This is a genomic window from Bacillus sp. 522_BSPC, from assembly GCF_001076885.1.
GTDB classification, from domain to species: domain Bacteria; phylum Bacillota; class Bacilli; order Bacillales; family Cytobacillaceae; genus Niallia; species Niallia hominis.
In genome coordinates this window covers 58,916-73,005 of sequence record NZ_JVDT01000266.1, presented here as the reverse complement: position 1 = coordinate 73,005, position 14,090 = coordinate 58,916, and the positions used below count along the sequence as shown (strand labels likewise).

The 14,090-nt window shown below is 38.7% G+C and carries 13 protein-coding genes; all 13 read left to right on the top strand.

The window, feature by feature from the left end:
• Positions 1–208: 208 nt before the first annotated feature.
• The gene (locus ADJ83_RS22500; protein ID WP_031534331.1) at positions 209–490 is read left to right on the top strand and encodes a hypothetical protein; all 282 of its coding nucleotides are present in this window, start codon (positions 209–211) and stop codon (positions 488–490) included.
• A gap of 92 nt (positions 491–582) precedes the next feature.
• Positions 583–1,116, top strand: a complete 534-nt coding sequence (gene lspA, locus ADJ83_RS22495) for a signal peptidase II (protein ID WP_081836525.1) — start codon at positions 583–585, stop codon at positions 1,114–1,116.
• Complete coding sequence (locus tag ADJ83_RS22490; protein WP_031534334.1) at positions 1,085–1,996, top strand: RluA family pseudouridine synthase; 912 nt, start codon at positions 1,085–1,087, stop codon at positions 1,994–1,996. The genes lspA and ADJ83_RS22490 overlap by 32 nt, the downstream gene beginning before the upstream one ends.
• 197 nt (positions 1,997–2,193) lie before the next feature.
• Positions 2,194–2,736, top strand: coding sequence for a bifunctional pyr operon transcriptional regulator/uracil phosphoribosyltransferase PyrR (gene pyrR, locus ADJ83_RS22485; RefSeq protein ID WP_031534336.1), 543 nt, complete (start codon positions 2,194–2,196; stop codon positions 2,734–2,736).
• 179 nt (positions 2,737–2,915) lie between these two features.
• Positions 2,916–4,241, top strand: a complete 1,326-nt coding sequence (locus ADJ83_RS22480; RefSeq protein WP_031534338.1) for a solute carrier family 23 protein — start codon at positions 2,916–2,918, stop codon at positions 4,239–4,241.
• Between the two features lie 265 nt (positions 4,242–4,506).
• A complete protein-coding gene (locus ADJ83_RS22475) occupies positions 4,507–5,445 on the top strand; it encodes an aspartate carbamoyltransferase catalytic subunit (protein ID WP_031534340.1) in 939 nt (312 codons plus the stop codon).
• The gene (locus ADJ83_RS22470) at positions 5,411–6,697 is read left to right on the top strand and encodes a dihydroorotase (protein WP_031534342.1); all 1,287 of its coding nucleotides are present in this window, start codon (positions 5,411–5,413) and stop codon (positions 6,695–6,697) included. Before ADJ83_RS22475 ends, ADJ83_RS22470 begins: the two co-directional genes overlap by 35 nt.
• Positions 6,694–7,791, top strand: a complete 1,098-nt coding sequence (locus tag ADJ83_RS22465) for a carbamoyl phosphate synthase small subunit (protein WP_031534344.1) — start codon at positions 6,694–6,696, stop codon at positions 7,789–7,791. Before ADJ83_RS22470 ends, ADJ83_RS22465 begins: the two co-directional genes overlap by 4 nt.
• Positions 7,778–10,990 carry a carbamoyl-phosphate synthase large subunit gene (gene carB / locus ADJ83_RS22460; protein WP_031534346.1) on the top strand — a complete coding sequence of 1,071 codons (3,213 nt, stop codon included), beginning with the start codon at positions 7,778–7,780 and terminating at the stop codon, positions 10,988–10,990. The genes ADJ83_RS22465 and carB overlap by 14 nt, the downstream gene beginning before the upstream one ends.
• Entirely contained in the window at positions 10,987–11,766 is a 780-nt protein-coding gene (locus ADJ83_RS22455; protein ID WP_031534348.1) for a dihydroorotate dehydrogenase electron transfer subunit, read from the top strand. The genes carB and ADJ83_RS22455 overlap by 4 nt, the downstream gene beginning before the upstream one ends.
• Complete coding sequence (locus ADJ83_RS22450) at positions 11,763–12,704, top strand: dihydroorotate dehydrogenase (protein ID WP_031534350.1); 942 nt, start codon at positions 11,763–11,765, stop codon at positions 12,702–12,704. Before ADJ83_RS22455 ends, ADJ83_RS22450 begins: the two co-directional genes overlap by 4 nt.
• Positions 12,676–13,392, top strand: coding sequence for an orotidine-5'-phosphate decarboxylase (pyrF, locus tag ADJ83_RS22445; RefSeq protein ID WP_031534352.1), 717 nt, complete (start codon positions 12,676–12,678; stop codon positions 13,390–13,392). Before ADJ83_RS22450 ends, pyrF begins: the two co-directional genes overlap by 29 nt.
• The gene (pyrE, locus tag ADJ83_RS22440; protein WP_031534354.1) at positions 13,389–14,006 is read left to right on the top strand and encodes an orotate phosphoribosyltransferase; all 618 of its coding nucleotides are present in this window, start codon (positions 13,389–13,391) and stop codon (positions 14,004–14,006) included. The genes pyrF and pyrE overlap by 4 nt, the downstream gene beginning before the upstream one ends.
• The last annotated feature ends 84 nt before the right edge of the window (positions 14,007–14,090 follow it).

Below are 14,090 nucleotides of genomic sequence, written 5' to 3'. Positions count from 1 at the left end.
GGGAAAGGAAAAGAAGAATATATAATTACATAGTGAGAAAGTTATGTCTGTCTATTATCTTGATGCTGGTGGAGTTTTTTATACATAGGTAAGAAAGAGAAATACTTCCACCTCCGTTAATAGTTGTTATGGCTGTTAAATCTTTAATCGGTTTATGTATTCTTCAATGGAAATGCTAAAGATAATTAAAGAAACGGAGGTAATGGAATTGAATTCAACTATTGAAAAGCTTTATACAGAACTCCGTATAACACAAATCGAATTAGCAACGACATTAAGGGTTAAAAGAGACTCGAAAATTAATAAATATATTGAAGAGGAATTAAAAGATGTAGAAGAAACCATGCAAAAACTAGAAAATGGCAATTTCGGAATGTGCGAAATGTCAGGAGAGTTACTTCCTGTTGATTTGCTGGAAATGATTCCAACGATTCGAACGAAAGAGGATATAAATAGCATTCAATCCTATTATAGAAAGTCCATTCATTAAGAGAATAGCTTTTATTCAAAAAGGGGTACTTTACGAAAACAGCCATTTAAAATAATGAACCAAGCTATCGTTTTCAACTGGTTTATGCTAAAATGCTAAAGGAGACTCGAGAATTGGAGGAAACTTTAGTGTTTTATTACATAATTGCAGCTATAATTATTATTCTTGATCAATGGACGAAATGGTTAGTTGTAAAAAATATGGAACTAGGAGAAAGTATCGAAGTAATAAAAGATTTTTTCTATCTGACATCCCATCGTAATAGTGGTGCAGCTTGGGGAATGCTTGAGAATCAAATGGTGTTCTTCTATATTATCACTGTTATCGTTGTAATTGGATTGATTTATTTAATTCAGACAGGTACGAAAGGGAAAATTCTTTATGGTGTTTCTCTTGGTCTTATTTTAGGGGGGGCAATCGGCAATTTTATTGACCGCGCGCGCCATCAATATGTAGTAGACTTTATCAATACGTATATCTTTAATTATGATTTCCCAATATTTAATATTGCAGACTCATCTTTAGTAATTGGCGTTATTTTATTAATCCTAGTTATGCTGAAGGAGGATAGAGACGCAAAGAAGGAGAAGAAACATGGAAAAAAAGGAACATATCATTCAAAGTGAGCAAGTAAATGAACGGATCGACAAAATCGTTTCAATGATTAACAGTGATTGGTCGAGAACACAGGTTCAAGCGTGGATAAAAGACGGTCATGTTACAGTTAATGGGCAAACGGTTAAAACAAAGTATAAAGGTGTTTTAAATGATTTAGTTACAATTGAAGTACCAGAAGCAATCGAACTAGATGTAGAAGCAGAGGAAATGGATTTAGATATTTATTATGAAGATAGTGATGTCATCGTAGTGAATAAACCAAAAGGAATGGTTGTGCACCCAGCTCCTGGACATGTGACAGGTACATTAGTAAATGGCTTGATGGCTCATTGTAAAGATCTTTCCGGTATAAATGGCGTGATGAGACCAGGAATTGTTCATCGAATCGATAAAGATACATCTGGACTATTAATGGTTGCAAAAAATGATGCTGCACATGAGAGTCTTGTTAATCAATTAGTAGCAAAAACAGTAACGAGAAAATATAAAGCATTGGTACATGGTTCTATCCCCCATGATTATGGAACGGTTGAGGCCCCGATTGGCCGTGATACGAAAGATAGACAAAGTATGACGGTTATAGATAAGGGCAAGCATGCTGTTACTCATTTCCATGTGTTAGAAAGAATGGATGGATACACGTTTATCGAATGCCAATTAGAGACAGGACGCACCCATCAAATCCGCGTGCATATGAAGTATATTGGCTATCCACTTGTAGGAGATCCTAAATATGGCCCAAGAAAAACATTGGATATCGGCGGTCAGGCACTGCATGCAGGAATTCTAGGATTTGAACATCCGCGCACAGGGGAATATTTAGAGTTTGAAGCACCACTTCCTAAAGACTATGAGAATATTCTAGATACATTACGAAATAATCGTTGACACGCTTTTAATTTTATATTAAGATAACGTTAGTTGAATAAGTCCTTTAAATCAATCCCGTGAGGTTGAGAAGGAAACGGATCCTAGCTATTTTAAGCAATAGCTATATTGGTATACGTCTATCCTCTCATCCAAAAGGGTGAGAGGATTTTTTTTTTAGAAAATATGATTGAATCACAGCATGGATGGTGAGCGAGATGTCACAAAAGGCACTTGTACTAGACGATCAAGCAATAAGACGAGCATTAACAAGAATTGCTCATGAAATCATCGAGAAAAATAAAGGGATTGAGAATTGTATTCTTGTTGGAATAAGAACAAGAGGTATATACATCGCAAATCGCCTTGCAGAGAAAATTGCTCAAATTGAAGGAAAGCCAATTGAAGTTGGTGAATTGGATATTACTTTATACCGAGATGATTTATCAAAAAAGACGAAAAATGAGGAGCCATTAGTAAAAGGCTCAGATATCCCGAAAGATATACAAGGATTAAAGGTCATCCTTGTAGATGATGTCTTGTATACAGGAAGAACTGTTCGTGCCGGCATGGATGCACTAATGGATATGGGAAGACCAGCATCCATACAGCTTGCGGTCCTAGTAGACAGAGGACATAGAGAACTGCCAATAAGAGCAGATTATGTCGGGAAAAACATTCCTACCTCCAGCTCGGAGAAAATTGTGGTAGAACTTACTGAAGTGGATGGATATGATGAAGTGAATATTTTTGAAAATTAAATAGAGCCCTTTTAATAGCAGTCCTGTGAGGCTGAGAAGGGGAGTTTTTTTCGTCAGGTTTCTTTAAGCCTGTATAAAACCCCTTTTCAGCTGCGCTGAAAAGGGGTTTTATTTATGTAATAGGGGATATTAATAGCAATTATACAAGTAATTTTTTTAAACAGAAAGAGGAGACAGCAATGAACGAATCAAAACCCTTATTAGGAATTAAAGATAAACCAAGTGCCCTTCAGTGGGTAACGTTAAGCTTACAGCATTTATTCGCTATGTTTGGTGCAACAGTGTTAGTACCATTCTTAATAGAAATGAGCCCTGCGGTTGCTTTAGTCTCAAGTGGTGTAGGTACACTCGCATTCTTAATCATTACGCAATTTAAGGTTCCGGCCTACTTAGGATCATCCTTCGCCTTTATCGCACCGGTAATTGCAGCAAAGACAATGCCTGGTGGAGGTATAGGGGCAGCCATGATTGGAACATTTATAGCCGGGATTGTATACGGCATCGTTTCCTTAATCATCAAAAAAGCTGGTTATCGTTGGATTATGAATATCCTACCGCCGATTGTTGTTGGACCAGTAATCATGGTTATCGGGCTAGCATTAGCTTCCACAGCAGTAGGGCAAGCAATGTATGTAAATAATGGCAGTGAGAATCAAGAATATAGTTTGCTTTATATCTCTGTTGCGCTAGTAACCTTACTAGCAACAATACTTTTCACCATGTTTGGCAAGGGAGTATTTAGCTTTATCCCAATCTTAGCAGGAATCGTTGTAGGTTACGTATATGCCTTGCTAGTAGGTGTTGTTAACTTCCAAGAAGTGCTAGATGCAAAATGGTTTGCAATGCCAGATTTTATCTTCCCGTTTGTAGATTATCCTGTAACAATTAATCTTGCGCTACTAACTATTTTTGTACCGGTCGCAATTGTTACATTAACAGAGCATATCGGTCATCAGCTAGTGTTAAGTAAAGTTGTTGGTAAAGATTATATTAAAGATCCTGGATTGCATAGAAGTATTTTGGGAGATGGAACAGCAACTATTCTTTCCGCTTTAATGGGAGGTCCTGCAAAAACAACATATGGCGAAAATATTGGAGTATTAGCAATCACAAGAGTATACAGCGTTTATGTATTAGCAGGAGCTGCAGTACTTGCAATAGGGTTTGGATTTATTGGAAAAATCGCAGCATTAATTCAATCCATCCCCACGCCGGTAATGGGGGGAGTTTCCATCCTTCTATTCGGAATTATCGCTTCCTCTGGATTAAGAATTATTGTAGAAGCAAAGATTGATTTTAATAAAAATCGCAATTTAGTGATTGCATCCGTTATCCTTGTAACAGGAATTGGAGGCTTCTCCATTCATATGGGAGAAAATTTTAAACTAGAAGGAATGGCTTTTGCCGCAATCCTAGGCATTATCTTAAATTTAGTATTGCCAGGTAGAGAAAAAGCAAAGGACGATTTATTCGAAGAACCAATCGCAGTAGACGAAACTAAATAATAACACCTTTTAAACAAGTACAGAGAGACTTATAAGGGTGTCAAAAATGATGCATAGATTGTATGTGCTAGGTTCACTTTGCCTAAATCTATGGAAAATCATGATTTTTGCCGCCCTAACGAGTTGTTAGGGTGGTTTTTTTTAGGGGATTAGAGAATTACTGAGCAGTCTAAAATACACGTAGACACCGCTCGCCCCACGGAAAGCGAAGTGTATTTTAGCCTGCGGGCTAAGTTAAAAGCAGCAAATAACGGGAGGTAGTATCATGGAAAACTTATTAACTACGACTGAGTTAACCGTTACAGAGATTAAAGAAATCTTAAGAGATGCACAAAGATTTGCTAATGGAGAAACTTGGAGACCGGCAAATCAAAGCTTTGTGGCAAACCTTTTTTTCGAAGCTAGCACAAGAACAAAATGCAGCTTTGAAGTAGCGGAGAGAAAGTTAGGACTTGAGGTAATCCCATTTGAAACGACAACCTCAAGTGTTGTTAAAGGAGAAACATTATATGATACTGTTCGAACGCTGGAATCAGTAGGAGTAAATGCTATTGTTATAAGACATGAAAAGGATCATTACTTTGATGAATTAGTAGGGAAGGTAAACATACCAGTCATTAATGCAGGAGATGGCTGTGGTCATCATCCTACACAATCTCTACTAGACCTTCTGACGATACAGCAGGAATTCCAACGCTTCAATGGCTTAAAAGTAAGTATTATTGGTGATATCAGCCACAGCCGAGTAGCAAGATCAAATGCAGATGCCCTAACACGACTCGGGGCAGAGGTCGTTTTCTCTGGACCAAGAGAATGGTTTGATGAAACAGTCCTACAAGATGCAAATTATGAAGATATTGATACAGCGATTGAAACATCCGATGTTGTCATGCTGCTACGTGTCCAACATGAAAGACATGGAGATGAAAGAGCTGCTTTTGACAAAGAAAGCTACCACAGACTATATGGATTAACAGTAGAAAGAGAAAGAAAAATGAAGCCAGGAAGCATCATCATGCATCCTGCACCTGTAAACAGAGATGTAGAAATTGCTGATGAATTGGTTGAATGCGAACGCTCGAGAATTTTTAAGCAAATGGAAAATGGTGTGTTTATCCGCATGAGTGTGCTAAAAAGATCATTAGAAAATATCGGAGGGAGAAATGAACATGTCAATACTTATCAAAAATGGCCAGTTGCTTAATACTACAGGGGAATTAGAACAGAAGGACATCTTGATTGAAAATGGAGCAATTAAGACGATTGCAAAGGAAATAACTTCAAATGCAGATGAAGTGATTGATGCTGCTGGAAAAGTTGTGGCGCCAGGATTCATTGACCTACATGTTCATTTAAGAGAGCCAGGCGGCGAAAAGAAAGAAACGATTGCAACAGGGACGATGGCAGCAGCACGAGGTGGATTTACAACGATTGCCAATATGCCAAACACAAGACCTGTTCCTGACACAGTTGAAAATTTACATAATTTAAATGAAAGAATTCGAAATACGGCAAATGTAAATGTCTTACCGTATGCATCCATTACAATTAGACAATTAGGGACTGAACTTACTGATTTTAAAGCACTAAAAGAATTAGGAGCATTTGCTTTTACAGATGATGGTGTAGGAATCCAAGAAGCAGGTCAAATGCTCGAGGCGATGAAGCAAGCGGCTGCATTAGATATGGCAATTGTCGCTCACTGTGAAGATAATAGCCTTATCAATAAAGGCTGTGTGCACGAAGGAGAATTTTCAAAGGCGAAAGGTTTAAATGGAATTCCAAGTGTTTGTGAATCAGTCCAAATAGCAAGAGACGTTCTTTTAGCAGAAGCGACAGGCTGTCATTATCATGTATGCCATATCAGTACAAAAGAATCAGTGCGCGTTGTAAGAGATGCAAAAAAAGCTGGAATTAGAGTTACAGCAGAGGTGTCGCCACATCACTTACTATTAGCAGATATAGATATTCCTTCTCTTGATACGAATTATAAAATGAATCCTCCTTTAAGAGGAACAGAGGATCGAAAAAGCTTACTTGAAGGATTGTTAGATGGAACAATTGATTTTATTGCAACAGACCATGCACCGCATACAGCAGAAGAAAAGGCACAGTCGATGCAGCTTGCACCATTTGGAATTGTCGGTTTAGAAACAGCATTTCCTCTTCTTTATACGAACTTTGTAAAAACAGGGGTGATGACATTACAACAATTAATAGATTATCTAACAATAAAACCAGCTCAAAGCTTTAAATTGGATGCTGGAACTTTAGAAGCAGGAAAAACTGCAGATATCGTCATTCTTGATTTAGAAGATACAAATAAAATTGACCCAGAAACATTTTTATCAAAAGGAAGAAATACCCCGTTTGCTGGTTGGGAATGTCAGGGCTGGCCGGCTGCAACAATTGTTGGTGGAAAGATTGCTTGGAGAAAGGAAAGTGTACACGCATGAAAAAACAATTAATTCTTGAAGATGGCACGGTATTTATCGGAAAAGGCTTCGGTGCCGATTCAGAAAAATTTGGTGAAGTAGTATTTAACACAGGAATGACAGGCTATCAGGAAATTCTATCCGATCCATCCTACTGTGGACAAATTGTCACACTTACGTATCCGTTAGTAGGAAATTATGGCATCAATCGAGATGATTTTGAATCGATAACGCCAGCCATTCATGGATTTATTGTAAAAGAAGTGTGTGATTTTCCTTCAAACTGGCGTAACGAGCTTTCATTAGACAAATATTTCAAACAAAAGAATATCCCAGGAATAGCGGGAATTGATACAAGAAAATTAACGCGCATTATCCGCCAATATGGAACTTTAAAGGGTGCGATTTGCAGCATCGAGGAAAATGCAGAGGAAGTAATTGCAAAATTAAAAGGGATTACGTTAAGTACAGATCAAGTAAAGCAAGTTTCTACAAGAAAACCTTATCCAAGTCCTGGCCGTGGAAGTCGCGTTGTGTTAGTAGACTATGGAATGAAGCATGGAATTTTACGAGAATTAAATAAACGAGATTGTGATGTAATCGTCGTTCCATATAATACAACGGCAGAAGATATTCTAAATTTAAGTCCAGATGGCGTGATGCTATCGAACGGACCTGGGGATCCAAAGGATGTGCCCGAGTCTATTGAAGCAATTAAAGGAATTATTGGGCAAGTGCCGCTGTTTGGAATCTGCTTAGGTCATCAATTGTTCGCACTTGCAAGTGGGGCAAACACAGAGAAAATGAAGTTTGGTCATAGAGGATCAAACCACCCAGTAAAGGATTTATTAACAGGGAAGGTTTCTCTGACTTCTCAAAACCATGGCTATACAGTAGAAGAAGAATCTATTAATCACACAAACTTAGAAGTTACACATATTGCTTTAAATGATGGAACAATCGAAGGCTTGCAGCATAAAGAATACCCAGCATTTACCGTGCAATACCATCCAGAAGCTTCACCAGGACCAGAGGATGCTAACTATTTATTCGATCGTTTTATGGAAATGATACAATCTCACAAACAGGAAGGTGCCGCATATGTCAAAGCTTAAAAGTATTAAAAGTATATTAGTAATCGGATCAGGACCAATCATCATTGGGCAGGCAGCAGAATTTGACTATGCAGGAGCGCAAGCATGTATCGCTTTAAAGGAAGAAGGCTATCGTGTTATTCTTGTAAATTCTAACCCTGCAACGATTATGACAGATACAGAAATGGCCGATAAAGTGTACATTGAACCATTAACACTTGAATTTGTCAGCAGAATTATTCGCAAAGAAAGACCAGATGCTATCTTGCCAACATTAGGAGGGCAAACTGGCTTAAATCTTGCAGTCGAGCTATCAGAGGCAGGCGTGTTAGAAGAATGCGGAGTAGAAGTACTTGGAACGAAGCTCTCCGCGATTCAGCAAGCGGAAGATAGAGATCTTTTCCGTAACTTGATGAATGAATTAGGAGAACCTGTTCCAGATAGTGATATCATCCATAATATGGAGGAAGCAAGAGCATTTGTAGAGAGAATCGGATATCCAGTAATCGTTCGTCCTGCTTTCACACTAGGTGGAACAGGCGGCGGTATTTGCCATAATGATCAGGAGTTGGAAGAAATTGTAACAAGTGGTTTGAAAAATAGCCCAGTAACGCAATGTTTATTAGAGAAAAGTATCGCAGGCTTTAAAGAAATCGAATATGAAGTAATGCGTGATAGCAATGATAACGCGATTGTAGTATGTAACATGGAAAATATCGATCCAGTTGGGATTCATACAGGTGACAGTATCGTTGTCGCACCAAGTCAGACGTTAAGTGACCGTGAATATCAATTATTAAGAAATACATCTTTAAAAATTATCCGTGCACTAAAAATTGAAGGTGGCTGTAACGTACAGCTAGCATTAGACCCAGATAGCTTCCAATATTATATTATTGAAGTTAACCCAAGAGTGAGTCGCTCATCTGCCCTTGCAAGTAAAGCAACTGGCTATCCGATTGCAAAGCTAGCGGCAAAAATCGCAGTAGGTTTAACATTAGATGAGATGATGAATCCTGTTACAGGAAAAACTTATGCAAGCTTTGAACCAGCACTTGATTATGTAGTAAGTAAGATTCCACGCTTTCCTTTCGATAAGTTTGAATCAGCAAAACGTAACTTAGGAACACAAATGAAAGCAACGGGAGAAGTAATGGCAATTGGTCGTACTTTTGAAGAATCTTTACTAAAAGCGATTCGCTCTCTTGAAGCAAAAGTATATCATTTCTCCTTAAATGCAGCAGATGAAACAAGCGACGAATTACTCGAAAAGCGAATAAGAGTTGCCGGAGACGAAAGATTATTTTATATAGCAGAAGCACTTAATCGTGGCGTGAGTATTGAAACGATTCATGAGTGGAGCAAGATTGACCTATTCTTCCTTTTCAAACTTGAAGGCATCATAAAGTTCGAAAAAGAGTTAATCAATCATCCATTTGATGAGGAATATGTAAAAGAAGCGAAAGAAAAGGGATTTGCTGATATTCAACTTGCAAATCTTTGGAATACAACAGAGCTTGAAGTATATAACTGGAGAAAAGAAAAAGGCATTGTGCCCGTTTATAAAATGGTTGATACTTGTGCTGCTGAGTTTGAATCTGAAACACCGTACTATTATGGAACATATGAAGAGGAAAATGAATCGATTGTAACAGAGAAGAAAAGCATTGTTGTGCTTGGATCTGGACCAATTCGCATTGGCCAAGGAATAGAGTTTGACTATGCAACCGTTCATTCTGTATGGGCGATTAAAGAAGCTGGATATGAAGCAATTATTATTAATAACAATCCAGAGACGGTTTCAACAGACTTTAGTATTTCAGATAAACTTTACTTTGAACCACTGACGATTGAAGATGTAATGCATATCATCGATTTAGAGAAACCTGAAGGAGTTGTAGTTCAGTTTGGTGGGCAAACAGCCATTAACCTAGCTGGCCCACTAGCAGAGCGTGGGGTCAAAATTTTAGGAACATCTCTTGAAGACTTAGATCGCGCAGAGGACCGTGATAAGTTTGAACAAAGTCTGCAAGAATTAGGAATTCCACAGCCAGACGGAAAAACAGCATTAACAGTTGAAGAAGCAATTGTTGTAGCAAAATCAATTGGTTACCCAGTACTTGTAAGACCATCTTACGTACTTGGTGGAAGAGCAATGCAAATCGTATATAAAGAAGAAGAGCTGATTCCATATATGGAAAACGCGGTTAAGGCAAGTCCAGGACAACCAATCTTAATTGACCGTTATTTAACAGGGAAAGAAATTGAAGTGGATGCAATCTGTGATGGAACTGATGTTGTCATTCCAGGAATTATGGAGCATATCGAACGTGCAGGAGTACACTCAGGCGATTCGATCGCTGTCTATCCACCACAAAGCTTGTCTGCTGAAATTAAGCAAACGTTAGTAGATTATACAACGAGACTTGCAAAAGGTTTAAAAATCGTAGGTTTACTAAATATCCAATATGTTGTTTCCAAAGGTGAAGTATTCGTACTAGAGGTAAATCCACGCTCTAGTAGAACAGTACCTTTCTTAAGCAAAATTACGAATGTGCCAATGGCGAAAATCGCTACAAAAGTAATTTTGGGTACTTCCTTAAAAGAGCAGGGATATCAATCGGGCTTAGTAGCAGAGAAGTCTGGTGTGTATGTGAAGGTCCCAGTATTCTCTTTTGCAAAATTACGTAGAGTCGATATCACATTAGGCCCTGAGATGAAATCAACGGGAGAAGTAATGGGGAAAGACATTACTCTAGAAAAAGCACTGTATAAAGGTTTAATTGCTTCAGGAATGAAGATAAAAACATTTGGAACGGTTCTTTTGACAATTGGGGATAAAGATAAGGAAGAGGCTTTACAGCTTGCAAAAAGATTTACGAATATCGGCTATAGCTTGATGGCAACAAGTGGAACAGCAGAGTACCTTGAAAGCAATAACATTCCAGTAAAAGTAGTCGGTAAAATCGGTGGAGAAGGACATACATTAATAGATGTAATCCGCAATGGGGAAGCACAATTTGTCATTAATACTTTCTCCAAAGGAAGCCAGCCAGCAAGAGATGGATTCCGAATTAGACGTGAATCCGTTGAAAATGGCATTCCATGCTTAACTTCATTAGATACAGCAGAGGCTATCCTTCGAGTAGTAGAATCGATGACATTCTCTACAGATGCAATGGAGCCAAGCAAAACGCAACCGGAGGCAGTGTTAGTATGATCAAAAACGAAATCTGTACAGTAGTCGAACAGAAAGAAATAGCTGAAAATATTATGGAGCTCACCTTAACAGGTGAGCTTGTCTCTGAAATGAACGAGCCAGGTCAATTTGTTCATATAAAAGTAAGTGATAATGCTACACCTTTATTAAGACGTCCCATTAGTATTTGCCGGATTGATCAGGAAAGTAAAACATTTACGATGATTTACCGCGCTGAAGGAGCGGGCACAAAGCTTCTTGCCCAAAAAACAGCTGGGGAAGCAGTTGATATTCTTGGTCCATTAGGAAATGGATTCCCCGTTGAAGCAAGCAAGTCAGGGCAAACAGCCTTATTAGTAGGCGGAGGAATTGGTGTGCCACCTTTATATGAATTAGCAAATCGACTAGTTGCAAAAGGGGTAAAGGTTGTTGCTGTATTAGGCTTTCAAACAGAATCCGTTGCATTTTATGAAGAAAAGTTTGCCTCATTTGGGGATACGTATATCGCTACAGTAGATGGTAGTCATGGTACACAAGGCTTTGTCACAGACGTTATTTTTCAAGAAAATCTGGAGTTTGACGTATTGTACTCCTGTGGACCAACGCCAATGCTTAAAAATCTAGAAAAAACATTTCCTACTAAAAAGGTGTTTATTTCTCTAGAAGAAAGAATGGGATGTGGGATTGGTGCATGCTTTGCATGTGTATGTCACACAGCAGATGATCCGACAGGATTCAGCTATAAAAAGGTATGTACAGATGGACCAGTATTTAGAACAGGGGAGGTTGTCCTATGAACCGACTTCAAGTAAAGCTTCCTGGATTAGAGCTTAAAAACCCAATCATGCCTGCTTCTGGCTGTTTTGGATTTGGACGGGAATACAGTAACTTATATGATTTAAGCAAGCTCGGTGCCCTCATGATAAAAGCAACTACGGTAGAACCACGCTTTGGTAACCCAACACCAAGAGTAGCTGAGACTACTTCTGGGATGCTAAATGCCATTGGTCTTCAAAACCCTGGACTAAAAAAAGTGGTTGGCGAAGAATTACCTTGGCTTAGCCAATTCGATGTACCAATTATTGCAAATGTTGCTGGATCGGTGGAAGAGGACTATGTTGCTGTTGCAAAAGAGATATCAAAAGCATCGAATGTTAAGGCACTAGAATTAAACATTTCTTGTCCGAATGTAAAAACAGGAGGCATTGCTTTTGGAACAATTCCAGAAGTTGCTAAGGAATTAACGAAAAAGGTGAAGGAAGTGTCAGAAGTTCCTGTATATGTAAAGCTCTCACCAAATGTAACGAATATTGTCGAGATGGCAAAAGCGGTAGAAGCTGGAGGAGCAGATGGGATTACCATGATTAACACCCTTGTTGGCATGCGTCTTGATTTAAAAACAGGCAAGCCAATCCTAGCCAACAAAACAGGAGGATTATCTGGTCCTGCAGTAAAGCCTGTAGCAATCCGAATGATTTATGAAGTAAGTCAAGCAGTAAACCTACCGATTATCGGAATGGGGGGAGTATCCACTGCTGAAGATGTATTAGAGTTTTTCTATGCAGGCGCAAGTGCAGTAGCAGTTGGTACAGCAAACTTCGTAAATCCATTTATTTGCCCGAAAATAATAGATGAATTACCTGAGCTATTAGACAAATACGGATTTGAACATATTTCAGAAGTAACGGGAAGGAGCTGGGGAAAGCATGAACAATTCGCTTATCATCGCGCTTGATTTTGCAAGTAAGGACGAGGTACATTCTTTTTTAAAAGGATTTAACGGAGAATCGTTGTTTTTAAAAGTAGGTATGGAACTATTTTATAAAGAAGGACCAAGCATCATTCAGGAATTAAAGGAACAAAATCACCAAATTTTCCTAGACTTAAAGCTACATGATATTCCAAATACAGTTGGAAGTGCGATGAAAAATATTGCTAGCTTAGGCGTTGATTTAGTGAATGTTCATGCAGCTGGTGGAATCGACATGATGGCTCGTGCAGTGGAGGGGCTTGAAGCAGGTACACCATCTGGCATGAAACGAGCGAAATGTATTGGTGTGACTCAGTTAACAAGTACTTCTGAAGCGAGCATGCAAAAAGAGCAATTAATTCAAGTTCCTTTACATGAATCGGTATTACACTATGCAACGATAACAAAAGAGGCTGGACTGGATGGAGTCGTGTGCTCCACTTTAGAAGCTTTCGCAATTCGTAAAAGATTAGGGGATACCTTTTTAACTGTAACGCCTGGCATTCGTTTAAAAACAGATGAAGTACAGGATCAAGTTCGGGTAGCAACACCTAAGATTGCGAGAGAAAATGGGGTATCAGCAATTGTTGTTGGTCGCTCGATTACAAGAGCAGCAAATCCATATGAAAGCTATTCATTATTTAAATCCGAGTGGGAGGGCATCACGTTATGAAACATGAAATTGCCGAACAATTACTAGATATTAAAGCAGTTTTTTTACAGCCAAATGATCCGTTTACTTGGTCTTCAGGATTAAAGTCGCCAATCTATTGTGATAATCGCTTAACCTTGTCCTATCCGAAGGTGCGTAAAAATATCGCAACAGGATTAGCTAGTTTAATCAAAGATAAATTTCCAGAAACAGAAGTTGTGGCAGGGACAGCAACAGCAGGTATTCCTCATGCAGCTTGGGTAAGTGACCTTCTTGATTTGCCGATGGCCTATGTACGTTCCAAAGCAAAAGCCCACGGAAAAGGGAATCAGATTGAAGGCAAGGTAGATAAAGGGCAAAAAGTAGTAGTGGTGGAAGATCTTATCTCAACAGGGGGAAGTGTCATTACAGCAGTTAATAGTTTAAGAGAAGCAGGCAGTGATGTACTTGGGGTTGTTGCGATTTTTACATACGAATTGCCAAAGGGGAAAGAATTGCTTGCTGAGGCTGAAATTACAGCATACTCATTAACAGATTATACGAGCTTATTAGAAGTAGCACAGAAAAATGGCTATATTGAAGAAAGAGATTTAGCGAGCTTGAATGCTTGGAAGGAAAATCCAGAGAAGTGGTAAGTGGATGATGTTTATAACGACATTTTAGTTAACTAAAGTGTCGTTTTTTTGGGGCTTGGATAAAAGTCTATAAATGAAAATAAC

What these genes read in the sequence shown, in the direction of transcription:
- ADJ83_RS22450 (WP_031534350.1), top strand. Translation starts at nt 11,763, where the DNA reads ATGAACCGACTTCAAGTAAAGCTTCCTGGATTAGAGCTTAAAAACCCA.
- carB (WP_031534346.1), top strand. Translation starts at nt 7,778, where the DNA reads ATGTCAAAGCTTAAAAGTATTAAAAGTATATTAGTAATCGGATCAGGA.
- ADJ83_RS22470 (WP_031534342.1), top strand. Translation starts at nt 5,411, where the DNA reads ATGTCAATACTTATCAAAAATGGCCAGTTGCTTAATACTACAGGGGAA.
- ADJ83_RS22475 (WP_031534340.1), top strand. Translation starts at nt 4,507, where the DNA reads ATGGAAAACTTATTAACTACGACTGAGTTAACCGTTACAGAGATTAAA.
- ADJ83_RS22480 (WP_031534338.1), top strand. Translation starts at nt 2,916, where the DNA reads ATGAACGAATCAAAACCCTTATTAGGAATTAAAGATAAACCAAGTGCC.
- lspA (WP_081836525.1), top strand. Translation starts at nt 583, where the DNA reads ATGCTAAAGGAGACTCGAGAATTGGAGGAAACTTTAGTGTTTTATTAC.
- pyrF (WP_031534352.1), top strand. Translation starts at nt 12,676, where the DNA reads ATGAACAATTCGCTTATCATCGCGCTTGATTTTGCAAGTAAGGACGAG.
- pyrE (WP_031534354.1), top strand. Translation starts at nt 13,389, where the DNA reads ATGAAACATGAAATTGCCGAACAATTACTAGATATTAAAGCAGTTTTT.
- ADJ83_RS22455 (WP_031534348.1), top strand. Translation starts at nt 10,987, where the DNA reads ATGATCAAAAACGAAATCTGTACAGTAGTCGAACAGAAAGAAATAGCT.
- ADJ83_RS22490 (WP_031534334.1), top strand. Translation starts at nt 1,085, where the DNA reads ATGGAAAAAAAGGAACATATCATTCAAAGTGAGCAAGTAAATGAACGG.
- pyrR (WP_031534336.1), top strand. Translation starts at nt 2,194, where the DNA reads ATGTCACAAAAGGCACTTGTACTAGACGATCAAGCAATAAGACGAGCA.
- ADJ83_RS22465 (WP_031534344.1), top strand. Translation starts at nt 6,694, where the DNA reads ATGAAAAAACAATTAATTCTTGAAGATGGCACGGTATTTATCGGAAAA.